At 48.4% G+C, this 24,607-nt stretch carries 21 protein-coding genes; 14 read left to right on the plus strand and 7 right to left on the minus strand.

Annotated elements, in window-relative coordinates:
• Positions 1-80 precede the first annotated feature (80 nt).
• Positions 81-653, plus strand: a complete 573-nt coding sequence (locus tag ACSV5M_RS17320; RefSeq protein ID WP_439177748.1) for a cytochrome c oxidase assembly protein — start codon at positions 81-83, stop codon at positions 651-653.
• A gap of 64 nt (positions 654-717) precedes the next feature.
• Here the strand turns inward: ACSV5M_RS17320 and ACSV5M_RS17325 are convergent, their stop codons facing one another.
• Positions 718-951, minus strand: coding sequence for a hypothetical protein (locus ACSV5M_RS17325; RefSeq protein WP_439177685.1), 234 nt, complete (start codon positions 949-951; stop codon positions 718-720).
• Positions 952-1,271: 320 nt separating this feature from the next.
• On the opposite strand from ACSV5M_RS17325, the gene ACSV5M_RS17330 reads away from it, so the two are divergent.
• From ACSV5M_RS17330 to ACSV5M_RS17375, 10 genes are all read left to right on the plus strand, one after another.
• Positions 1,272-1,784: a ferritin-like domain-containing protein gene (locus ACSV5M_RS17330; RefSeq protein WP_439177686.1), complete on the plus strand. Its 513-nt coding sequence runs from the start codon at positions 1,272-1,274 to the stop codon at positions 1,782-1,784.
• A gap of 64 nt (positions 1,785-1,848) precedes the next feature.
• Positions 1,849-2,667, plus strand: coding sequence for a TIGR02587 family membrane protein (locus tag ACSV5M_RS17335; protein ID WP_439177688.1), 819 nt, complete (start codon positions 1,849-1,851; stop codon positions 2,665-2,667).
• Between the two features lie 17 nt (positions 2,668-2,684).
• On the plus strand, positions 2,685-3,089 hold the full coding sequence (locus tag ACSV5M_RS17340) for a hypothetical protein (protein WP_439177690.1): 405 nt from the start codon (positions 2,685-2,687) through the stop codon (positions 3,087-3,089).
• Positions 3,086-5,233 carry a glycogen debranching protein GlgX gene (gene glgX, locus ACSV5M_RS17345; RefSeq protein ID WP_439177691.1) on the plus strand — a complete coding sequence of 716 codons (2,148 nt, stop codon included), beginning with the start codon at positions 3,086-3,088 and terminating at the stop codon, positions 5,231-5,233. Before ACSV5M_RS17340 ends, glgX begins: the two co-directional genes overlap by 4 nt.
• 114 nt (positions 5,234-5,347) lie before the next feature.
• Positions 5,348-6,094: a phosphatase PAP2 family protein gene (locus ACSV5M_RS17350; protein ID WP_439177692.1), complete on the plus strand. Its 747-nt coding sequence runs from the start codon at positions 5,348-5,350 to the stop codon at positions 6,092-6,094.
• A 48-nt stretch (positions 6,095-6,142) separates the two neighbouring features.
• On the plus strand, positions 6,143-7,045 hold the full coding sequence (locus ACSV5M_RS17355; RefSeq protein ID WP_439177693.1) for a lipid kinase: 903 nt from the start codon (positions 6,143-6,145) through the stop codon (positions 7,043-7,045).
• Positions 7,046-7,088: 43 nt separating this feature from the next.
• A complete protein-coding gene (locus ACSV5M_RS17360; RefSeq protein ID WP_439177694.1) occupies positions 7,089-7,529 on the plus strand; it encodes a hypothetical protein in 441 nt (146 codons plus the stop codon).
• Positions 7,529-8,614 (plus strand): aspartyl protease family protein, encoded by a 1,086-nt coding sequence (locus ACSV5M_RS17365; protein ID WP_439177695.1) that lies wholly within the window; start codon positions 7,529-7,531, stop codon positions 8,612-8,614. The genes ACSV5M_RS17360 and ACSV5M_RS17365 overlap by 1 nt, the downstream gene beginning before the upstream one ends.
• Before the next feature lie 100 nt (positions 8,615-8,714).
• Complete coding sequence (locus ACSV5M_RS17370; RefSeq protein ID WP_439177697.1) at positions 8,715-9,302, plus strand: TetR/AcrR family transcriptional regulator; 588 nt, start codon at positions 8,715-8,717, stop codon at positions 9,300-9,302.
• Positions 9,303-9,523: 221 nt separating this feature from the next.
• Complete coding sequence (locus ACSV5M_RS17375; protein WP_439177699.1) at positions 9,524-10,654, plus strand: lipid A deacylase LpxR family protein; 1,131 nt, start codon at positions 9,524-9,526, stop codon at positions 10,652-10,654.
• A gap of 117 nt (positions 10,655-10,771) precedes the next feature.
• On the opposite strand, the gene soxR is transcribed toward ACSV5M_RS17375, so the two are convergent.
• On the minus strand, positions 10,772-11,233 hold the full coding sequence (soxR, locus tag ACSV5M_RS17380) for a redox-sensitive transcriptional activator SoxR (RefSeq protein ID WP_439177700.1): 462 nt from the start codon (positions 11,231-11,233) through the stop codon (positions 10,772-10,774).
• 78 nt (positions 11,234-11,311) lie between these two features.
• Here soxR and ACSV5M_RS17385 point away from each other — a divergent pair, with 78 nt between their 5' ends.
• The 3 genes from ACSV5M_RS17385 (at position 11,312) to ACSV5M_RS17395 (ending at position 13,478) form a co-directional block, all read left to right on the plus strand.
• Positions 11,312-11,716: a hypothetical protein gene (locus ACSV5M_RS17385; protein WP_439177701.1), complete on the plus strand. Its 405-nt coding sequence runs from the start codon at positions 11,312-11,314 to the stop codon at positions 11,714-11,716.
• An 80-nt stretch (positions 11,717-11,796) separates the two neighbouring features.
• Complete coding sequence (locus tag ACSV5M_RS17390) at positions 11,797-12,720, plus strand: ABC transporter ATP-binding protein (RefSeq protein ID WP_439177702.1); 924 nt, start codon at positions 11,797-11,799, stop codon at positions 12,718-12,720.
• The gene (locus ACSV5M_RS17395; protein ID WP_439177703.1) at positions 12,717-13,478 is read left to right on the plus strand and encodes an ABC transporter permease; all 762 of its coding nucleotides are present in this window, start codon (positions 12,717-12,719) and stop codon (positions 13,476-13,478) included. The genes ACSV5M_RS17390 and ACSV5M_RS17395 overlap by 4 nt, the downstream gene beginning before the upstream one ends.
• Positions 13,479-13,544: 66 nt before the next feature.
• Here ACSV5M_RS17395 and ACSV5M_RS17400 read toward each other — a convergent pair whose 3' ends face one another.
• The 5 genes from ACSV5M_RS17400 to ACSV5M_RS17420 form a co-directional block, all read right to left on the minus strand.
• Entirely contained in the window at positions 13,545-16,772 is a 3,228-nt protein-coding gene (locus tag ACSV5M_RS17400; protein WP_439177704.1) for a TonB-dependent receptor domain-containing protein, read from the minus strand.
• 725 nt (positions 16,773-17,497) lie between these two features.
• Entirely contained in the window at positions 17,498-18,982 is a 1,485-nt protein-coding gene (locus ACSV5M_RS17405; RefSeq protein WP_439177706.1) for a tryptophan halogenase family protein, read from the minus strand.
• 50 nt (positions 18,983-19,032) lie between these two features.
• On the minus strand, positions 19,033-20,067 hold the full coding sequence (locus tag ACSV5M_RS17410; RefSeq protein WP_439177708.1) for a cupin-like domain-containing protein: 1,035 nt from the start codon (positions 20,065-20,067) through the stop codon (positions 19,033-19,035).
• A gap of 41 nt (positions 20,068-20,108) precedes the next feature.
• The gene (locus ACSV5M_RS17415) at positions 20,109-20,834 is read right to left on the minus strand and encodes a SapC family protein (RefSeq protein ID WP_439177710.1); all 726 of its coding nucleotides are present in this window, start codon (positions 20,832-20,834) and stop codon (positions 20,109-20,111) included.
• 165 nt (positions 20,835-20,999) lie between these two features.
• Complete coding sequence (locus ACSV5M_RS17420; RefSeq protein ID WP_439177712.1) at positions 21,000-24,113, minus strand: TonB-dependent receptor; 3,114 nt, start codon at positions 24,111-24,113, stop codon at positions 21,000-21,002.
• Positions 24,114-24,607 lie beyond the last annotated feature (494 nt).

Below are 24,607 nucleotides of genomic sequence, written 5' to 3' on the forward strand. Positions count from 1 at the left end.
CTTATGATGCTGGCGTTCTCTCCCCCCATCATGGCTTGGGCTCACCATGATATTCGCGGCCACATGGTGCAACACTTGTCCTGGGAATGTTCGCGCCGCTCGCCTGGGTCCTCGCATCACCCATGACGCTGGCTTTGTATTCTTTACCGGTTCGCTATGCGCGGTGGAGCAGTAACCTGTTACATCATTCCTTCTTTTTCTATTTGACGCACCCGATTACCGCCACGCTGTTAAACATCGGCGGAATGTATCTCCTTTACGCCACGCCACTCTATCAAGCCAGTCTGAATAATTTGGCATTGCATCTGATGATCCACGTGCATTTTATTTTCGCGGGCTATCTGTATTGTTGGTCCATCGCCGGATGCGAACCCAGCTTTCATCCTTTCTCCTTCAAGATGCGTTTAACGGTTCTGTTGTTGGGGATTGCCGCTCATAGTTACCTCGCCAAGCTGATGTACATCAACCTCTGGCCGAGCCTGCCTTTTTATTCGAGTGATTCCGCTGACAACATACAAACCGCCGCAAAAATTATGTATTACGGGGGTGACCTGGCTGAAGGCTTACTGGCGATGGCGCTGTTTAACGTCTGGCTGAACCACCGGAAGCGCCTGGTGAAATGTTCCAAGTCAAACATCCTGTCGTCTGCCTGAGACGCACGACAAACAACTCGTTTACTCCCTTACAGGCTTAACAGATCGGCTCGCCTATAGAGAGCTAACCTTCCCGAAGCGGCTTTGGATGATACAAAGGCTCAGGCACTTCTTCTGTCTCCTCGCCCGTTAGCGCTGTGTTCTTTCCTTTTCTCTGTGCAGCCTTTAATGGATGCTCCGGATTGTTGATAAATAATTCCCTTGGCCCCTCGTCCTGAATATCGTCTCGCTTGGGATTACGTTGTGGATCATCGGCGAAAGTCCGTTGCACTTTTGCTTCATCACGCTCTTCTTTCATCGTTCTTCTCCTGTCTTTTATTAAATGCTTTCCTTCAGACCTCTGTTTTTCCAGATAGTGGCATGTCAGGTTGGCGCCTTTAATTTCATAACATGCTTGTTAAATTTTCTTCAATATATTTTATAAAATAAACTTGCGTGACAGTTCGCTGCTTTTTGTGACCTTGTCTCTATATAAATTCCTTAATTGATTAACTTTGTTACTCACCCAACAGATGCGAACCCTCCACTTGAGCCTATTATCAACTTTGTTCACGACGACACCAAAGATCACTTGCGCGTGACGAACTGAAACCATCTGATCAAACCAGGAGACGTAACATGGCCCACACACCGGCAGAAAATTTATTGGACTGGCTTCGCGATGCTCATGCGATGGAAGAACAGGCGGAAAAAATGCTTAAAGGACAAGCGGAGCGGTTGGAGCACTATCCCAAATTAAAAGCCAGGATTGAACAGCATATTGAAGAAACTTACGGCCAACAAAAATTGCTTCGCTCGTGTATTGAACGGCTCGGCAGCAGCCCATCCACGGTTAAGGATTTATCAGCCAAACTGGTTGCTTTCGGGCAATCGGTATCAGGCATGATGGTTAGCGACGAAGTGGTAAAAGGTGCGATGAGCGGTTATGTCTTTGAACATATGGAAATTGCCTCTTATACGGTATTGATTGCGGCAGCTAAAGCCGTGGGCGATATAGAAACCCAGCGAGCTTGCGAGCAGATATTACCCCAGGAAGTTGCCATGGCTGAATGGTTAAAAGAAAACCTGCCGGAATTAACCCAGGCATTTTTGTCGCGCTCAGCCGCCGACGACAAAACAGCGAAACGTTAATCAAAAATCGACAATTACAGATCAATAGGCGTATGTAATCGGCCCAGGGGAGCTGCGCGTTTATATGACGGAGCATAGTGAATCCGCCTCCATCTGGGTGGGCCTGGGCCGAGCCATCGGCGGCGCGATTATTTTCAGCTTGCCCATGATGATGACGATGGAGATGTGGTGGATCGGTTTTTATATTGATCCACTACGCCTTATTTTTCTGATCCTGCTGAGCCTGCCACTCTTTTACCGCATTTCCACCATGGTAGGTTTTCGCAAGAGCAAAACCGTCGGGGATAATATCATTGATGTGCTGGTCTCCTATGCCGTAGCATTTTTTACCACAGCGATTGTTCTATTTGTTTTGGGCGTGATTAAAGTGGATACCGATCCGGGCTCCGCTTACTCCATATTATTGTTACAGGCAGTACCGGGCAGCCTGGGTGCATTGCTCGCCAGAAATATTGTGGGCGAAAGCAGTGAAGCGCCCGAAGATGAAGGGCGCAATTACAAGGATGATCTGACCATCCTCGCCACCGGTGCACTGTTTTTAGCGTTTAACCTGGCACCGACAGAAGAGATGGTACTGCTATCCTACAAGATGACCAGTTGGCACTCTCTGTCACTCCTGGCCTTGACCTTGTTGGTGATGCATGCCTTTGCTATCGCCAGTTCTCATTGCACGTCAGCTGAATTAAAACGGGGCATTACGCATTGGATAATATTTGTCAGGATCACCTCCACCGGGTATCTGATCGCATTTACTATCAGTTTTTTTATGTTGTGGGTGTTTGGCAGTATTGATGATCAAAGTTTTTACAACACGATCAAGGGTGTTGTTGTATTGGGTTTTCCCGCCGGGGTTGGTGCAGCAGCATCTCGCCTGATTTTATAAGCACACCAGGAATGGTTATGAAAAACCTTGAGCAGAAAACCAGTGATACACAGACTCCACTATGGGAAAAATTATTGGGCATCCTTGGATTATTGTTGGTGCTAACGGGTTTTATTTATCTCGGGTGGATGGCAATTCACCAGGATGCAGCCGCACCGGATGTTTCGTTCAACATCACCAGAATAAGTCAAATCAGCGATGGCTTTCTGGTAGAGGTGGAAGTCATCAACAAGAGTTCACAGAGTCTGGCGGCGCTTTATCTTGAGGGCAGATTGATAACCGGAGACGGTGAACCGGAAATTAATCACGCGCAGGTAGATTATCTGCCGTCGCGCTCCAAAGGCCACACCGGTTTCTTCTTTTCCCGTGATCCACGCGCTGGCACGCTTGAATTCAAACCATCCGGATATCAGGAACCATGAGTAAACCCCACACCGCCGGTCCAACCTCCGCCGAGGTCATGCAAAAGTCTGCTATACAGTGCGGAAAACCCTATCCGATGGGCGCAACCGCCGATAAAGACGGTATTAATTTCGCTATTTTTTCAGCCCATGCGACCAAGGTTGAAGTGTGCCTGTTTGATAAAAAAGGCGAGCGAGAAGAAAGACGCTTTGTTCTGCCCGAATATACCGATGAAATCTGGCATGGATACATTCCGGGTATCGGCAGCGGGCAGGTGTATGGTTATCGGGTTTACGGTCCCTATGAACCGGATGCAGGTCATCGGTTTAATCCCAATAAATTATTGCTCGATCCATACGCCAAACAATTGGTGGGTCAACTGCAATGGACTGACGAAATATTTGGTTACATCCTGGGTTCCGCCGATGCGGACCTCAGCTTTGATGAACGCGACAGCGCGCCTTTTGTCCCCAAGGCACAAGTCATCAGCGACACCTTTAAATGGCACGACCACAAACGAAAAAAAACACCCTGGGACGAAACCATTCTTTACGAAATGCATATACGCGGTATCAGCATGCAACACCCAAGCGTACCGCAAGATCAGCGCGGCACCTTTGCCGGATTGGATAAACCCATCCTTGATCACATTTGCTCCCTGGGCGTGACCAGTATTGAATTATTACCCATCCACAGTTTTATTACTGAGCAATATTTGCTTGATAAAGGCTTATCCAATTATTGGGGCTACAATACCCTGGCATTCTTTGCGCCACATCGCGGCTATTCAGCGAGTGACGATATCAACGAGTTAAAATCCATGATCAACCGCATACATGCGGCAGGCCTGGAGATTATTCTTGATGTGGTATATAACCACACAGCGGAAGGCAGTGAGTTGGGGCCTACGCTTTCACTGCGCGGTATTGATAACGCGACTTTCTACCGTCTCAGCCCGGAAAACAAACGTTACTACATCAACAATACCGGTACCGGTAATACACTGGATTTGAATCATCCCGGAGTGCTGCGGATGGTGACCGACTCGATGCGCTACTGGGCCACCGAGATGCATATCGACGGTTTTCGTTTTGACCTGGGCACCATCCTCGCCCGCGATGAGCAGGACGGTTTTGATGAACGACATGGCTTTCATTTGGCCTGCCGCCAGGACCCGATCATCAATCAACTGAAATTAATTACCGAACCCTGGGATATTGCCGAAGGCGGTTATCAGGTCGGCGCCTTTCCGCCGGGCTGGTCGGAATGGAATGATCGCTTTCGCAATAATCTGCGCGCGTTCTGGCGCGGCGACGATGCGCAACTGACGCAATTGGTGAGTCATTTATCTGCATCCGGTGACCTCTTCAATCATCGCGGTCGCAAGCCTTATGCGTCCATCAATTTTGTCACCGCGCATGATGGTTTCACCTTGCGCGATCTCGTGTCCTACGAACATAAACACAACGAGGCCAATGCTAACGACAACCAGGATGGAGCAGACAATAACTTATCCGGCAATTACGGCTGCGAAGGCCCCACCGACGACCCGGAAATTCGTGCATTACGTCTGCGCCAATGCTGCAATATCCTGGGCACACTGTTGTTAGCCCAGGGAACACCGATGTTACTTGCCGGCGATGAGCTGGGCCACACACAACAAGGCAATAACAACGCCTACTGCCAGGATAACGACATAAGCTGGATCAATTGGGATCTCGACGAAGAACAACGCACGCTGCTGGCTTTTACCCAACGGCTTATTACCCTGCGCCGTCACTTTGCCGCGCTGCGTCACAGCCACTTTTTTACCGGCGAGCGCAATACTCACCTAGGCGTAAAAGATGTGACCTGGCTCGCTCCATCCGCCCGGGAAATGGCAGAAGAGGAATGGCAAGATAACGCAGCGCGTTGCGTGGGCATGTTGATTGATGGCAGAGCCTTACGCTCAGACCCTTGCGACGAAGTGTTGCTGTTAATCCTGAATGCCCATACCGATGCAATAACCTTCACCCTGCCCGAGGTCCCTGGCGGCACTGGCTGGTCCTGCCTGCTTGATACCCATCGACCCCACCACGACACAGAACCCGCCTATCAAATTGGCCACCCCTTTCTGGTTACCCAGCGGTCCTTATTGTTGTTTGAATTGCAAAAACACAGTTGACCGGTTGCACCCTCTTAGCGAGACGGAGCGAGCGACAAACAACAGATCGCCAGCGCTTTTTTGGATATGATTCCGATAGATTTGCCTTTACCTCTAACCACAACGAGGGATCAGATGAATAATCTTCCACCTGCCGATCCGGGTTCCCAAGGGCGTATTGCGGGCATGCTGCAATGGCTGGGCAGCCATGAACTGCCTGTATTGCTGGCGTTCTGTACCATCCTCGCGTCCTTATGGGGTTTTGCTGAACTGGCCGAAGAGGTTATCGAGGGCGATACTCACGAATTTGATCAGGCGTTATTGTTGAGCATGCGCAACCCCGCTGACCTCAGCGATCCCATAGGGCCCGGCTGGGTCGAAGAGATTGGCCGGGACATCACTGCCCTGGGCGGCAATGCGGTGTTGACCTTGCTGACGCTGGCCGTGGTGGGTTATCTACTACTGGATGGAAAACGTCGCATGGCCCTGGTGTTGGTGGTCGCTACGCTAGGTGCTCTCGGCGTCAGCACACTGCTGAAAAATACGATTGATCGGGAGCGACCTGACCTGGTCCCCCACCACACCCAGGTTTATACCGCCAGCTTCCCCAGTGGCCATTCCATGCTATCGGCCAGCACCTATCTCACCATGGGTGCGCTGCTCGCGCGCGTGCAACGCCGCAAACGGATGAAAGCATATATCTTGCTGGTGGCTATTATTGCCACTTTACTGGTGGGGTTAAGCAGAATTTACCTTGGCGTCCACTGGCCGACGGACGTGCTGGCCGGCTGGACCGCGGGGGCTGCCTGGGCTATTGGCTGCTGGTTATTGGCGCGCTGGCTGCAGCGGCGCCACGAGGTGGAAGATGAAGACTCTGCGTAGCCCGATCACCCACGGGGAATTGGGTCCGTGTTGCTGCGAGCGGGATATATGACAAACACATTGCGCACCGCCTTATTGATTGTAAATCCCAACAGCCGATCCGGCAGTGATGCCGACATACAGGAGGGCATCGCATTGCTGGAAGCCGCCGGCATCCAGCTTATCAACACCACCTCCAACAGCGCCGAACAAACCCGGCGGCTCATTGTTGAACATTGCCGCACGATCGATCTGGTTATCCTTGGTGGTGGCGACGGCACCATCAGTTCAGCTGCACCGACGCTTTATCAGCATCAGTTGCCTTTCGCCATCCTGCCACTGGGTACTGCTAATGATCTGGCCCGTTCGCTGGGGATGAGTGGTGATTTGCTGGAAGCTTTTCAATTGATTGTGAAGAACCATCGCAGCCGCATGAATCTCGGCGTGGTGAACGGCCATTATTTTTTTAATGCCGCCAACATCGGCCTCGGTGTTCGGGTAACTCACGAGCTGACCCCGGAGATAAAAAAACAATGGGGGGTATTCAGTTATCTGGCTGCCGTGTTTGCAGCATTGAAAAAAAATCGTAAATTTCGTGCAACGATCCGTGTGGATGGCAAGCCCTATAAAGTCAGTTCCATTCAGTTGGCGGTTGGCAATGGTCGTTACTATGGCGGTGGTAATGTAATTGATGAATACTCCACCATTGACGACGGCAAATTGTGTTTGTACAGCGTTCCCCCACTAACCCTTTGGGAACTCTTGACACTGGCCCCCTTACTGCGTAACGGTAAGCAACGTTTAACCGACAAAATTTTTACCGCGTCAGGACAACACATTGAGATCAACACCTCGCGGTTGCGCGAAATCCATGCCGACGGTGAACCTGTCAGCATCACGCCCGCGTTGTTTGAGGTCATTCCGGAAGCACTGGAAGTGATTCGGCCGCAACCGGATGAGGTTATCCCCTAAGCTTAAAAGCAGGTCTGCGCAAAGACCCGAATGGAGCAACACCATGAATTTATTACGCACCGACAAAGAAGTGGCACTGAACGATCTGCTGGTAGCCAGCCGGGAGACAGCAGATCATTATCAGGACGCGCTTGAATATCTTGATGATCATCCGATAACCCCGGCACTGCGCGACATTATGCAAGAGCGGTTGAGTGTGATTGAACGCATTGAACAAGCCATTCGCGCCTTGGGTGATTTACCCTCAATGCCCGACCCGGATCGGGAAACCGGGGAGATGCTCCTTCATCATGTAACAGCAGCCCTCTCGTCGGATTCAGCCACCGAAATTCTTGAGCAACGCATCAAGGCGGAGCGGCATTTGCTGGCGCTTTTAAAAGCGTGTAGCGATGTCGGCCTGGACAGCGACCAGCCCCAACTACTGCAAGAGATGGCGCAGCAGGTTCATCGGGTTATTACCCGTCTTGAACAATTGGAAGCGTGATGTCGCTACAACGTTTTATGGCCAGATTAAGTGTGATCAGTATTGCCGTCAGTGCATTTGCACTGGGATTTATCGCCAGTGAATACCGTCACAGCTTGACTGATGCCGCACCTCAACCTCAGGTATCGACACCACCGCCCGCCCCGGTAAGCTTTTCTGAACCGCTCAGACTTTCAAACCAACCGACCCTACCCGAAGCAACAACACACGCTGCGTTTTCCTGGGAGCGAATCGAGCAATTAATGTCCCTCGCGCGTTTTGAGGAAGCCATTGCATTGCTGCAGGATTACCTGGCAGAAACACCGACCTCTGCACGCGCCTGGTTTCTGCTGGCGCAATCCTATGAAAAAATCGACAACCACGAAGCCTCACTGGAAGCCTGGTTTCGTTATCTGGACTACGAGGTGGATGCCTTAAAATTTGAACAGGCCATCGCCTATGTTCGCCGCTATCTCATGCAACTTTATCAAAAGCCCACTATGGTCAGTGGAAATGTTCAATGGCTGTTGACGCAACTGAACGAATTGTTGGAATTCAATACCAATGATGCGGAGCTGCATGTGATACTCGCCTCGCTTTACGCGAAACTGCAAGATAATTATCAAGCTCAGTATCACGCCATGATGGCCGTCAATGATCCGGCCATGCAGCAGCGCGCGGAGGATATCCTGGCAGAGTTAAATGGCACCGCCCTGCCCGATGAGCTCAGTATTCCACTGGTGCGTTTCGGTAACCAGTATCTGGTGAATGTCACCCTCGAAGGGTATCCGGCACGGCTTTTGTTGGATACCGGCGCCTCACTGAGCGGTGTATCCAATGTCTACACCGCCAAATATCCCTCCCTCATCAAGTCAACCAAACCGATTCGCCTGAATACCGCGAGCGGAACAGTCGACAGTGTGTTGTTTACCGTTGATAGCTTACGCATTGATGAATTGGCGTTTCACCAGCATATTCTGGCGTTACTCCCCATGCACAACATGACTGAGTTTGATGGTCTACTCGGCGTGGATATCCTCGGTCGGTTTGACTTTGTGATTGACCAAAATGCCGCCGTCCTCCGCCTACAGGCGCGCCAAAAATAATATCTCTCCCTCAGGCTATGCCAGTTTTGGCAGAAGCTTAGAACCACAAAGCCTAAGACAGGCTTTGACAAACCAGACGACTGGTCATATATTTTCTCACATGAGCAAACGTGAACTGAAAAAAGACCATCTCCTCGACGCCGGCTTACAAGTCATGGCGACCCGCGGATATAACGGCACCAGTATCAAGGATATTGTTGATGCTGCGGATGTTCCCAAAGGGTCTTTTTATACCTACTTCAAAAGCAAGGAAGATTTTGCCGTAGAAGCTCTGGAAAAGGTGACCGAGGAACGGATTCAGCACAATCGTCACCTGCTCGGCAACCGCAGTATTCCCCCACTGGAGCGTCTCAACCGTTTTTTTATCGACAATATCGGTGAATGCGACCAAGGCATTAAAGGTGGATGCTTTATCGGCAACATGTGCCAGGAAATGTCCGACTCCAGCGAGGTGATTCGCTTGAAAGTCCGGCAAATGCTGCGTAACAACACCCAGGCTATTGAAGATGTACTGGAAGAAGCACGCCTGGATGGCAGCCTTAACAGTCCTATTGCCTCGGCTGTTCTGGCGGAATTTTTATTTAATGCCTGGGAAGGTACCTTGATGCGCATGAAGGCTTCAAAGTGTCGCGAGCCCATGAATGCTTTCCTTATGCTACTGCCAGAAATCCTTGGCAAACGCGCCTGACGGGTAAATTTTTTACTCGATTTTAAAGACGACCAGTCAATTGTAAGCCGCACTTATGGCAGTTGAATGTCAGCACGTCTGAATCAACACCTAAATCTGCGGCTTTATGTGTGCGGTTTTTTACAGACGACCGGTCATCTAACAGAACATCCAGATCTTTAGAAGTAGCTGCAGGTCTACCGTAAGAGCCGGCAGCTGCGCAGTAACCGAAGGAATTGATGATGAAGAGATTTATACGACTCACAATCAACACCGTCACTTGGGGATTAGCCGCTTTACCGCTTCTGGTGTCTGCCCAGGAAATTGACTACAACCAGCTACAGATCGCCACGCTGATCGAGGAAGAAAAGCGTCCTTATCAAGAAGTCGTGGTACTGCCCTACAAAGAGCCGCTGAAATCCAGTTGGGCATTGGCCATTGATAACGACATTTTTGCACTCGGCGGGCGGGATCAGGATTACACCTACGGCTTCAACTTCACCTACTCCGGACGCAAAGCGCAAGAACTGTGGTTTTCTCTGGATAAACCCTTAAGCGCACTTGATTACTTGTTTGGCGTGGATGACCAGTCCGAGCAAAATATCGATAACCACAGCATCGAAGTCGGCTTGTTTGGGTTTACGCCGGAAGATATCAGTGTTGCCGCCGCAAACCCTGAGGACCGGCCTTACGCGAGCCTGATCTACTGGTCCAATTCTCGCGAGCAAATGGATTTGAACAGCAACGTGTCCTGGAAGACGACCCTCACTGTGGGTGCACTGGGTTTAAATCTGGTCGGTGAATTTCAAAACACCATCCACGACAAACTCAATGGCAACGAAGCTGTGGGTTGGGATAACCAGATCAGTGAAGGCGGGGAATTAACAGCGCGTTATGCGATTGCAAGGCAACAATACCTGGGCAATTTATTCGGCAATATGGAAGTGAAGAGCACTCTGCAAGCATCGGTTGGCTATCTCACGGAAGCGAGCTGGAGCCTGAGTTTTCGCGATGGTAAATACCACACGCCTTGGTCCTCCTTTAATCCAGAGTTGGCGAGTTACGGGGAAAAATCTACCTATAACACCAGCTCAAGGGCCATCCGGGAACATTACTTTTGGGCGGGAATGGCCGTCAAAGCGCGTGCTTACAATGTCTTTTTACAAGGGCAATTCCGCGATAGCCCAGTGACTTACGACCACAACGAGTTAAACCCGATTGTGTTCGAGGCTTGGCTGGGCTACACAATCGCCTTTGCCGAAGGCTACCGGTTGAGCTACGTGCTGCGCGGGCATAGTTCGGAGATCAAACAGGGAGCGGGCGATCGTAACCTGATGTGGGGCGGGATTATCCTGGCCAAAACCTTTGACTGACCGGGCTTCTTATTGATGCAAGTGCTGCGTAGCACTTGCCATTCCATCATTTTCCTTATCGTTAACCTTGCTGTCGAATTTCCTAATGCCCATTCGACTATTCAGCGTAGTGCAGCATTAATCAGGGTCCAGTAACCGTGGCCCGCTGCCTTCCGTCGACAATTCATCCCATGGATTACGCAACGGGCAATCGCGCAGCGATAAACAACCGCAGCCGATACATTTGTTTAATTGATCGCGCAGTTGCGTGAGTCGCTGGATACGTTCATTCAGCTCCTGCCGCCATTGGGCAGATAAACGCCGCCAATCGGCGGCCGTGGGTGCACGTTCATCTGGTAGGGTCTGTAAGGCATCCCGAATGGCAGCCAGCGGAATACCGGTGCGTTGCGCAACCTTGATGAGCGCAACACGCCGCAACACATCGCGATGATAACGCCGCTGATTGCCGGCATTGCGCCAACTTTTAATGAGCCCTTTGGATTCATAAAAATGAATAGCAGAAACCGCTACACCGCTTCGGTCCGCCACCTCGCCCACGCTCAATTCCTGACGAATGTGTTGCGGATTAACCTTTGTCATTTTTTGTTTCACCTATTGACCTTAAGTTAACTTGAGGTTTTAGCATTCCCATCACCATAACGCAATCGAGGGAAAACCATGCTGACACATATTGACACACTGCCCCACCATAATCCGTTGACCGATGAGCACTCTGGCATGATCAAGGCTATTGAAGATATCTTCCGCAGCCAGGCGCTGGCATTTAATCCCGGGGCCTTAACAAACTCGGCTAGTAAAAAGCGTTCTATTACACGGTTACCGGTATCCATGCTGCGGCAATCGGAAAGCCGCATGCATTACGAATTACTCAGTGTCGTGCCGATTAAAGAGAGCCTTGCGGTAGTCAAAATTCTGCAAACGCCGCTGGATAGCGATGGGCGACGGATGGAAGAAGCCACTACTACGCCAATGATGGTGATCGCCAAATCCGGCGACGAATGGGAGATGGTCGGCTTGCCGCTACCGCGCCATTGCTTGTTGTACGCAGGCAACAAGGAGTAGATTGACATGGGCAATAAACCACTGGAAATTAACCGCAACAGGGCTCATTGCCGATACATACATCAACATAAGGAGGTCGTGTGCAAGCGATCATCTCGGTAAATAATCTCACCAAAACCTACGCCTCCGGCTTTAAGGCGCTTAACAAGGTTAACCTCGATATCCGCCGCGGCGAGATCTTCGCCTTACTCGGCCCGAATGGTGCGGGTAAGACCACATTGATCAGTATTATCTGCGGCATCGTCAATCCAGGTGACGGCCAGGTATTGGCTGACGGCCACGATATTGTTCACGATTATCGCGCGGCGCGCGCGAAGATCGGCCTCGTGCCACAGGAGCTATCCGTCAGCATGTTTGAAAGCGTGTGGGACACGGTCAAGTTCAGTCGCGGCCTGTTTGGTAAAGCCCCCAATAATGCCTGGCTGGAAAAGGTGCTAAAGGACCTTTCGCTGTGGGACAAAAAAGACAGCAAGATCATGGCACTCTCCGGGGGCATGAAGCGACGCGTGTTAATCGCTAAAGCCCTGGCCCATGAGCCCCAGATTTTATTCCTCGACGAACCCACAGCCGGTGTCGATGTGGAATTGCGGCGCGACATGTGGGAAATGATTCGGGGCCTGCGAGACGACGGCGTCACCATTATCCTCACAACCCATTACATTGAAGAAGCGGAAGAAATGGCCGACCGTATCGGTGTTATCAACAAGGGCGAAATTATCCTGGTAGAGGATAAAACGACTCTGATGCAAAAACTTGGCAAAAAGCAGTTGTCTCTGCAATTGCAGCATCCATTGACTGCCATTCCTGCCACACTTTCCTCTTACCAGCTCGAGTTGAGCGCCGATGGAAACCAACTGATTTATACCTTCGACAGTCAACAGGAAGCAGACATCGCCGGTCTGCTGCGACAACTGAATGCATTGGGCATTGAGTTCAAGGATTTACAAACAAGCCAGAGCTCTCTGGAAGACATCTTTGTCAATTTGGTGGGAGGAAACGCATGAACATCCATGCCATAAAAGCCATTTATATTTTTGAATTAGCGCGCACCTGGCGAACCTTGATGCAAAGTATTGCATCGCCAGTGCTCTCCACATCGCTATATTTTATTGTGTTCGGCTCCGCTATCGGCTCGCGCATGGTTGAAATTGATGGGATCAGTTACGGTGCGTTTATTGTGCCGGGTTTAATTATGCTGTCACTGTTAACGGAAAGCATCTCAAACGCCTCCTTCGGTATTTATATGCCGAAATTTACTGGCACGATGTATGAAATTCTGTCTGCACCGATTTCGGCGATGGAGATTGTGGTCGGCTTCGTCGGCGCCGCCGCTACCAAATCCATCATACTCGGCCTGATTATCCTTGCCACCGCACGCCTGTTTGTCGACTTCACCATTGTTCATCCTGTCTGGATGCTGGGCTTCCTGGTATTGACCTCCGTTACCTTCAGTTTATTTGGTTTTATTATCGGGGTATGGGCGGATGGTTTTGAAAAACTGCAAGTCATCCCGATGATGATTGTGACTCCCCTGACATTTTTAGGCGGAAGTTTTTATTCCATTCACATGCTGCCACCACTATGGCAAACCATTACGCTATTTAATCCCGTGGTGTATCTGATCAGCGGCTTCCGCTGGAGCTTTTACGGTGTTGCAGATGTTAATGTGGGGATCAGCCTGGGAATGATTTTATTGTTTATGTTGTTGTGCTTGTTTTTGGTGTGGTTGATTTTTAAGACGGGGTATAAGGTTAAGGCGTGATACAAAAAAGGTGCATCGAATGATGCACCTTTTTTGTCGATAATACCTTATCTCGTATCGATCCGGTTACATCCGATAATTTACACCCAAAACAACACGCGGTTCTTGTGATGTGTAAGTCATTGTTTGACCTGCATATCCCAAATAACTGGTTTGCTCTTCACCAGTGATATTGATCGCCTCTGCCGTGAAGGAGAAATTCTCGTTGAAATCATAGGTGACATTCGCATCCCACTGGCCGTAATCGTCGAAGAATTCAGACGCACCATTCTCCAGACCAAGCACCCCAAAAGTTGAACGGAATGGAGAAAGGTATTCATCACGCCAGGTATATGCAATACGCGCACTGATTGAATCGTTTTCATAAAAACCAATCAAGTTGAAAGCATGCTCCGAAATACCGGGCAAACCAAGGTCACTGTGGGTCGAGGAAGATACGTCCGCAGTACTATCTGAAAAGGTATAGTTAAAGGTTGCTCCGAAACCATTTTCAAATGCTTTTTGCGCTGTAAGTTCGAGACCTTTTACACTACCACCGGACCCGTTCACCGTGCGACTTACACTGCCCAGATTTCCGCCGTCCGGACCGGTATCAACACCAAATTCCAGACGCGTTTCACCAGCGAGGAATGAATCAACCGCCTTAACAAAAGCACCGGCAGAAACCAACCCTAAATCATCAAAATACCATTCATACGCGACATCTGCCTGAGTGGCGCGATAGGGATCAAGACCGGGGTTACCAGAAGAACCGCCGGTAAACCGGAAGTATGTACCAAAATCCGGATCATCTTCACGCGTAAAGTTTTTCGCAAAACCTTTACCTAAGGTCTGTAAATCAGGCCGTGCGATAACACGCGATGCCGAGAAACGCAGTTTAGTTTCTTCCGTGGTATCAAGCACAAAGTTTAAGCTGGGCAACACGTCCCAATATTCTTTAGTCTTAACGGTAAATACATTATCGTCGAGCAAAACACCCTGACTGTTCCAGCTGTCTGTTGCGATGGACCACAAGGATGACTCCGGCGTTGTTTCAGCAGATGATACTTCGACTTCGGTTTGCACAACCCGCACACCAATGTTCAAGGTGTAAGGGACGTTATCACCTTCAAAATCAGCTTCACCGTAGAATGCGGTTGTGGATTCTTTTACATTCCACGATTCCAGGGGTACCTGAAACCATTGTCCAGGGGTGTTCGGTGTGATGGCATCAATCCAGCCTTCAACATCGGCAGCTATTTTGTTTGCATCTTCCATCATTACATTGGATTGATACCCACCGGAAGGGAAGAAGTTATTCAGCGCAACGGAACGATCAGGATTCATGAGATAGGTTTCCCACGGAATCACACCCGGCGAACCACCCCAGCGATTAAAATGGTTATTAGTAGCTGTGTCATGAGGGGCATCCTGATCGCCAGTACGGATAGCGGGGCCGTACAAAGCTTCGGCCATATTGATGCCACTGGATGTGGTAAGTTCAAACGCTTTTAAGCCGATGGCAGCATCCATGAAGTAGCCCCAGGGCCCGAAAGGCTGGTTGTCATCCAGGCCATCACCGTCGATGTCACATTCGCGGCCAGCTACGATTCCGCCATTACCACAAAGATCGTGATAAATCGCTTCCTGGATACCTGCTCCACCTAAGCCAGGATTAACACTCGGGTCAAAGGTACTGGCGGCAATCAGGTTGCCGTTTTCGTCGTAACGGTTCGGTGTCATCGCGCCTTCGGTTCTGCTGAAATCACTCAAATAACGCAGTTCGCGGAAATCAGCTTCATCTTCCGCGTAGCGGAAACCAAAGGTAATTTTTTTCAAGTGACCGACTTCAATATCGTATTCAACATCACCACGAACAGCAAAGGACTCTTGCTCAATGTCAGCACCCAGAGCCCAATGTGATTTATAAGTGAGGAACGAAGGATCATTCAACCAAGCCGGATTAGCAAAGGCAAAGGAAGGACGCGAGCCACTATTGAAACTGAACGAACGACTGGCAGTTCCCGTACCGACGTTTGCATTTGAGTGAGACCAGCCATTATCAGTTTCTCCGCTCCAAGTGGTCATTGCGTAGGGAGAAAACCGCGTATCGCTGTAGCCTGCACGCTGCTCCAATTCGGATTCTGCGTAAGCTACATCACCGCTGAAACGCAACTTGCCGCCATTATCATGCTTGAATCGTAAGGCGAAGTTATCAGCCGTGCCCTCACTGACTTCACCTGCTGAGTTGGTTTCTGCTCCAGGAACATTAAAGGTTGCAGATTTAACAATACCGATGGGATTGCTATTATCAATGACGAACGGCTGGCTTTCATCAATACCCGCAGCACCATCAGTATTCATGGGATGCTTCACCGAATATTGACGATTCTTTACCTCCAGTTCTGAATGGAACCAATCCAACCCCAGTTGCATCGCATCGGTAACATTCCACTGTAAGTTTAATGACGCACCGATACGCTCACGCTCAGCTTCGCTGTCAGTAACGTAAAACATACCCGGCGCAAAATAGGACTGACCCGCAGAACACATTATGGTTTCTGGATCAAAAGTTCCGCCTTCTGTACACCTGACAGCAGTATTCTCCCGGGAAAAGCTTTGGATAGAATCGTTATGAACAGTTTTCTTACTGGCACTTACAGAAAGAATCGCTGCGAATTTGTCATCCCAGTTATTTCCCAATACCAGGAAGCCTGAGGGCTGGGCGTCTTCCGCATCCAAGCCATAATCACCTTTAATATTGGCAGCGACCAATGGTTCTCTAAGATCAAATGCATCGCGGGTTTTTAAATTAACAACCCCACCTAAACCACCTTCTACTACCGACGCTTTCGGTGTTTTATAAACCTCAACACCCCCCAACAACTCGGATGGAATACCTTCGAGCGAACTATCGAATTCCTGCTTGGCTTCGCCCAATTGAAAATATTCCATTCCGGAAATAAATGTGCCGCCGTTAAGCAATGTAATGTTTTGGTCCAGCCCGCGGATACGAACTTTTGTACCTTCACCATTATTACGGTCGATCTGAATACCCGGTAAACGCTGTAGCGACTCCGCTATGTTTTGATCGGGCATCTTACCGATATCGTCCGCCGTAATGGCCTCGACTAATTGACTTGAGTTTCTCTTGACATCAATTGAACGCTCTAGAGAACCTTTGATTCCGCGCACTAATACCTCTTCCATCACTCCGGAATCGGTACCTTGCGCTAAAGCAAAACCACTAAAACCGGTCATCGCGGCTATGGTCGTCGCCATAATTTTTTTCTTGAAGTTTATTGTTTGATTCATGGAGCTCTCCTTTATTATTGGTAGGAATTATTTTCCCGGATTACGCACGCTTAACAGCAATGGGAAAGCTGATTAAGCGAGTTCACCTTCTGGGAGAAGGTAAATTCTCAAGTCCGAATAAGGGCCGGACAAACTTCATTATTTGTAACTCTCACCACTGCCCGATTCATCGTCAGTCGGGCTCATCACATGGCGAAAATCATCAGGCAGCGCTGACAGCGCTGTCACTTCAGTCAACAATAAGAAGGTGCGTAAGATAGCGTCCTGCCGTATTTATATTATTAATCTGTATAAAAATATTTTATGCAATAAGAAGCAGATATGAAACCGGTTACTCTGTGGCGCAGTATTAACTCACGCAGCTACTTTGTCAACGTTTTGTAAAATATAGCTTTGCAAACAACATGTTAAGTGCAAAGCGAGAGGAATAGCTTTAGCCAGGCACCCAGAAGGAAAAAGGCGATTGAGTAAACGATTACACGAAGAGATAAAAGGTTTTTAGCAAGGGTAAGAAGAAACACAGAGATATAGAAAGCCATTCATAGTCGCCAAATGGCCCACTACAGAAGAGGCTACAAGCGTTGTAATCCAACTTGGTGAATCTTATTAGTCAGAAACGGTTTGGTCCGGAAGAATTTAGTTCAAACCTGAGCTGATAAACACCTTTAAAAGCCGGTAATTATCAGATCAGGTCTCAGCTAGTACTGCCAATTGCATACTCGATTTCAGCGTGGCGCTCTGCAATATTGATTAACAAATTCTTGATGGGTTGGGAATTTACTTACTGCATCAGCAATCGTATTACGCGTATTGGTTAGATGGCTAACCAGCTCTTCATCCGACATCGTTTTAAATATCGAGTGATAGTGTTTAGGCATAATTCCCTGCCCCAGCATGACGTGCAACCATGAATCAAGCCTGAACAATTCGCGTTCTCCTTGAAAAGCAAAGGCATTTTCCCTGAACAGCTCAATACGGTGGGACAATGAATCCGGAATATCCATATATTTACAGTAGCGCCAAAACTCACTGTCCTCGCGAGCTGTGGCATGATAATGCAATATAATAAAGTCACGGATATTTTCGAGCTCAGCAATAGACTGCTGGTTATATTCATCGACTAAAGATTGAGTGACACCGTGAAACGGAAATAATCGCATCAATCTAACGATGCCGATCATAAACGTATAAATACTGGTTGACTCCAAAGGCTCAACAAAGCCACTGGAAAGCCCTAAAGCAACGCAATTTCGGTTCCAAAAAACTTTGCGTCGCCCCGTTTTATATTTAATGATTCTGGGCTCAGTTAATACTTTTCCTTGAACATTATTTAAAAGGTGCTGCCTTGCTTGATCATCAGACATAAAAGCGTCGCAAAAAACATTTCCGTTACCAACCCGATGTTGTAAAGGTATATGCCATTGCCAGCCTGCCTGGTGAGCTGTACAGGTAACATAGGGCCTGGCAGGCTCAACCGATTCAGTCTGCACGGGAATAGCGCTGTTACACGGCAACCAATGCGACCAATCTTCGTAAGGTGTTTTTAGGGTTTTATCAATCAACAGTCCAGCAAACCCAGTGCAGTCAATAAATAAATCTCCGTCAACAATTTCTCCTGATTCCAGCTGCAGCGCTTTGATGTCACCATCGGGGTGCTGCAGTACGTGTTGAATCTTACCTTCAATACGTTTAGCCCCTAATTTCTCACTAAATTGTCGCAAATATTGTGCGTAACGAGTGGCATCCAGGTGATAGGCGAAGTTAATCTTGCCGCTTTTTGATATGGAAAATTTATTCGCTTTCGCGGCCTGCACTTCTAAGCTATATTCTCCAAATTCCGCATTTATTCCTTTGCTTTTACCATGCAACCAAAAGTGTTGAAAACCAGCGAGATAACTACTTTGCCCCGTGGAGCCAAAGGGGTGAATGTAATGATCGCCAACCTGCCCCCAATTTTTAAATGAAATGCCGAGCTTAAAGACTGCCTCTGTGGCACGCATAAACTCTTGCTCGTCGATCCCTAACAGTGAATGAAACGTTCTCATGGGTGGAATAGTGGCCTCACCCACACCGACCGTGCCGATTTGATCAGACTCGACCAGCACCACATCCAACAATTTTCCAAGTTGCTTGGACAACGCTGCTGCCGCTACCCACCCAGCAGTACCGCCGCCTGTTATTACTACTTTTTTTACATTATTATTTTTCAAAGCTGGTCACTCACATTTCATTAATGATTGTTCAGCATAGATAATTCAATCTAGCGGTTCAACTTATTCAGAAGCAGAGCTCGTAATATCTTGCCTTTTGCTGCATCAATTTTCCCAAGATATCCTCGCGCTTGTTCGGGTAAGTGCTCACCTGCCCTTCCAGCGTCACCGAAGATGTAATAATCGAAAATATGTTTCCACGCCAGTTTTTCATGCTCAGGTTTATCGCGTAAGCTTAACAGTGCGTGATATAAAACATTTATTGCTGGCCCCATGTGTTTCGCAGAATTACTCCACCAATAATTGACCAACACATTGAATGGCTTTTGGCCCTCAACCTGATGCCACCACATGCTTGGGAGGTACAGAGCATCACCCGCCTCCAGCTCAGCGATTTGGCCATGCTTTATTGCTTCAGCGAACTTGGGGTATTTTGTGAAGTCAGGGTTAGAGAAATCAACCATGCTCAATGCCTGCCCGCCGGGAGTGGGCGACAAGGGCCCGGGGTAAAGATTAGCGATTTGATCGGGCGGGAAAAGTGTAAACTTACGCTTGCCTACCACACAGCAAGCTAAATTATCGGGAGCATCATAGTGACAACATGCGGTTGTACGATTTCCAATCCAAATACTTATACGGAGATCTTCAAGAGGATAATCTGCGATTGGCCTCGGGATAACAATGTCATTTTCGTTTCTAAAGCCGGGAAAGTGTGTATCAATAACATTTGATGCAATGTAGTAAGAAGTAGGGCTTTTCTCGGTCAAGCCTGCTTGTATAAGATCGAGGACCTCATCAATTTTCATTTGCCGGGTCTGGTAATTTAGCTGAGTACCCTGGGCATCGTAGAAAAAGCGCCCCTGTATTTCAGGTTGACCAATACAGGCGACTGAAGGGCGGCCATTATAATGAGACTTTAAGTAATCAATTGCACTGCTGTCTGATTTTCGCCCTTGCTCTACGAGCTTCCATTGGTTCACAAGTCCTTTAAGGATCACTGGTGTTTTAGACGAAAAAACGCTCTCATCTAACGTTTTATTTTCGTAATCAGTAATTACTGTGGTTTTAGTCGCAATCGTTGACATAATTAATTTTCTTAAACTTGGTTATAGCTATTTTGACATTACTATTTTTTGCTCTTTTTGATTTCTGTCAACTTGCGGATATTTGTCATAGACGTGATTACAGCGTAAGCCAAAGGTAAAAAGCCGAGCTTATTTAGCTTTTCCAATTGATCACCACCAAGCGCAATGAGTTTTTCCTCATTAATCGTGTAATTTCCGACTAGCCGATGCTTCTCACCATTATGTAAATCTATTTCGATATTAACAGGTTCAATTAAATCCAATTCCGAGAACAATTTAAACATTACATCTTGTATGGCTACGCCTTCGTGAATAATTTTTAAAATGCTCGCAATATGCTCCAGGTATGGACTATTGCCGCCATGCTCCAAAAATAGCGGATAACCATCGTCGTGGCCCACTTTGGCGTGGTCTAAATCGATATGAACTACCGGAGTATTGGTTTTGCCTGAATCTTGAGACTGTCGGCCGATTAAAAAGGGGCCCTTGGCAATAGCCGCAGGAATGTAATTCGCTGCCCATCCCGTGCGCAGACCGGGGTCTAAAAAAAGATTTTCACCTTGGCTTAGGCCTAACAGCGCCACGGCTTGGTATTTTTTCGTATCTGAATTCTGCTTGAATAAAATAGGGTACTCTTTTTGTAACTCAACAAACTCTGTTGGGAAAACCAAGGCATTGCTGACACTGTCCCCATACTCAGCACCAAAACGGGTAATCACTTTGAGGTTTTGATGCGCAACATTATTTAGTAATACGTTATTTGCCATTGTTTTATCACTAGACCTTCAAAAAATCATTTGACGTTAATGGAGAGGTGGAGACTGGTAACTCTATCTGCCGGGTTCAATCGACGGAAGTTAAAAAGCCGCTTTGCAGCGGCTTTTTAACTTATCAGAGATAAGGTGCTTTAACTAAATACAAAACATATTTAATTAAAAAGTATAACGTGCACCTATTTGATAGCGAGGACCGAGGTCACGCAAACTCTCCATCATGGCGGAGTTACGTTGATGTGTACGACTGTCTTCACCCGTCACGTTGAGGCCTTCGACAGAAAGCGACAGCGCGTCGGTAACCGCGTAACTAACGTTAAAGTCGATTTGCGAATAAGCCTCAACATACAATGGGTTATTCCCGGCGCCTCTACCCGCCCCAGAAATGTACTTATCACGCCAGTTATATGCGATACGAGCCTGCAAGCGATCATTCTCGTACATGCCCACAAGGTTGGCGGTATCACTTAAGCCAGCCAAATAAAACTGAGAAACACTTGGATCACCTAAGTTATCAAAGCCTACATCACCACGAACAATCGTGTAGTTAGCTTGGACACCAAAACCAGTGTCACCAAAGAAGTGCTGTACAGCAAGTTCAACACCATGAATTTTGGCTTCTCTACCATTATTTGGAACGGCCGTTCTGAACGTATATGTGGGATCACTGGCATTAGAGACAACATCCCTGGCAGCTCCGTCTTGGATCCAAAGGTTTTGATCCGTCGTTCCCGCGTAATCAACATCGCCAAATTCAGCAATCCAAGCTGCGGAATCCCTTCCCCCATCAGCAATAAACTCGTTGAACGCGATCATGTTGTGCAAGTTTTCATCGGTAACTGGAATACCACGGGCTTCGAGATCAGCGACCGCTGTTTCCGCACGAGGACCTGCTGTAGGATTCCGGATATCAAGCAACTCACGCATTTGTTGCTCGGAGCCAATAAAATTGAACACGTTTTTCTCGAACAGACCAACAGATGCATAGCTGGCATCGTCGTAATACCATTCTAACGACAAATCAAAGTTAGTCGACTCTAGAGGCAATAGAGCTGGGTTTGAGGCAGCCGCTGAAGGTGATGCACCCAACAACGTTGAACCGCCACCTGCACCAAAGTCTCTGAATGATACACCCAAGTCAGTCAGACCCGCTCTGGCAATCGTTTTACTGAATGAGAAGCGGCTAACTAAATCATCGGAAATATTGAGCGTAAAGTCGAAGCTAGGCAGTAGGTTGTCATAGCTGGCTTCAGCACCTATCAAACTTGCTGGAACAGAAGGATCCACCTGAATGGTGATGTCATTATCACTTGCCCAAATAGTTCTATAACCAGCTGATAGAGAGCTCGATGTGACATCGGTAGTCTCATAGCGTAAGCCAGCTAAGATGCTAAACGGCATATCGCCTAAATCACCACCTACCGCAAACTGGAAGTAAGCGGCTAGCATTTCTTCTTTTACACGATTGTCAGCCGTCTGGTTCATAGTCGCTGGCGCAACGTTGCTGTAGTCCCACGACCTGCCATTAAAGCTGTTGGTGCCCGTAGGATTATCGATAACATACTGGTACAGATCAGCAGCGTTAGCTCTAAAGCCATAAGCATTGGTCATGATGGGAGAGTAATCATCAAACTCGCCATGTAGATCAAAAGGCTGAACCAGATCGCCGAACTCACCAGGATAATTCGCGTCCCAGCCACCTAACGATTGGTCTTGCGCAGCGTAGTTAACTGTGTGAGATTCCATGTCCCGGGATTCGATACCGAAATCAAAGCGACCGTTATTGCTAAATTCAAAGCTCCCATCAAGTTTAACCTGGGTAACAGTCGATAACTGATCGGCGGTGCTCAGGTTGAGCATGGTTGAACCAACATCGCCAGCATCAACCATGCCGTTTTGGTTTGCCCCACGTCCAGGTATGGCGTCGTTATATTGGTTGAGATAGGTTGGCAAATCCCCGCCATACCACCACTCCCGCGAAACAACGGTAGGCGCGCCCAAGGCCACGCGTACCTGCCCGGTAGCACGACCGGTGGCATCGGCCGGCCCAGTACCACGGCTGTGCATTTCTGAGTCATGTACGTCCAGAGCTAGGCTTAGCGCGTCGTTGACTTGATACGCAAGGTTTAAACCAAAAGACTCCAGGGTATGGGTGTGCTCATTCCACTGCTGCTCAAACCCTTCATCTCTAGCCGCACCAGCTCTATCGAAGTAGTTCTCCCTAACATAGAGTGGGATGGCAACTGCGCTGTCATCGAACTCAACTTCCCGAATGAAGCCTTGCTGTTGCATCCACTGTCCGGATTGACCCAAATGCGTTTGAATTTCATTTTCAGCAAAGGTGTAGTCTGCGGTGGCTGTAAAATCTTCTGTAGGAGCAAACTGAACGGTTAGCTGCGCATTATCGCGGGTACGCTGAGTATCGGAAAATTCATAGCGGAGATCATCAGGGCGAGCGAACAACTGCCCGTCTTCTGGCGGATTAATTATCTCAGCATCAGGGCTCTGCCATAGTCCATTTTCTGCAACATCGTCACTATCCCATACACCGACGTTCCAGCCATTGATAAAGGCGCCGGTCATACCTGAGTCACGCTGTTGATGGCTAACGCTCAACCCAACACCGAACGTGGAGTCATCATTAGCCCAGCTGAACAGACCTGACAACTCAGGAGTAACATCATCACCAAAACGGTTGGTGGTATCGTGAACTGCTTTGGCACCTATACTTCCGGTAAAACCATCAGCATTATCTAATGGTCGAGCGGTTTTGATGTTGATTGTCGCACCAATACCACCAGTGGTGATACTGGCTTTACCGGTTTTGTAGACTTCTACGCCGCTAATACCTTCTGAAGCGAGGTTACCAAAGTCAAAGGCACGTGAACCGCCGCCACCGCCATTAGCGGTTTGCGCAGCCGGCATGGTACGACCATTCAGGGTCACCATATTGTTGCCCGCACCGAAACCACGCACGGTAACTTCTGCACCTTCACCGTTATTACGGCTGATAGATACACCGGTAATACGTTGCAGAGATTCGGCGAGATTGGTATCGGGGAATTTACCGATATCTTCTGCATTGATCGCATCAACAACACCCGCGGAATTGCGCTTGATGTCCATCGACGCTTCCAAGCTCGCACGAATACCTGTTACTACAACCTCTTCAATAGCGTCTTGCGCAAGCGCAACGCCGCTGAGGCCAGTTAAAGAGGTAGATGCAATAGCAGTGACGAGCAGTTTTTTCTTGAAGCTTTGTGTTTTATACATGGAGCTCTCCTTTATTATCATCAGGAATTATTCCGGTACCACGTCTCGCCCGACACAAGCACCATAGGATAGGCGTTATATCGCGCAAGTTTCACCTTCGGGGAGAAGATGAATTCTTTCCGGGAATGCAGGCGCCCGGCGGTGCTGTGTTAACTATTTTTCTTATTGAAGCGACCCCTTTTCTTATTGAGGGAACCTCGCATGGCTTTACCCTCTCAGGGTCTTTATGTAAGCCAGGCTCGCGTCGCTTGGTGCAGCAAAACTACTCTTTAATGACAGCGCTGTCAACGGTGCCATTGTATGAAATCCACAATCCTTGCATGAGGCTTTTAATGCATATTATCTCTCTGACTATAAGATAAAAAATGCCCTTTGCAAAGATGAAAATACATCACCAGTAAAAAAATATCATCTTATTATTGTGTTAATGACCATTTCGCTTGTTAAGAACATTTATCATAACGAATTGCAATTAGATAGGAGGATAGCAGACG

The organism is Cellvibrio sp. ARAG 10.3 (assembly GCF_051846955.1).
Lineage (GTDB): Bacteria > Pseudomonadota > Gammaproteobacteria > Pseudomonadales > Cellvibrionaceae > Cellvibrio.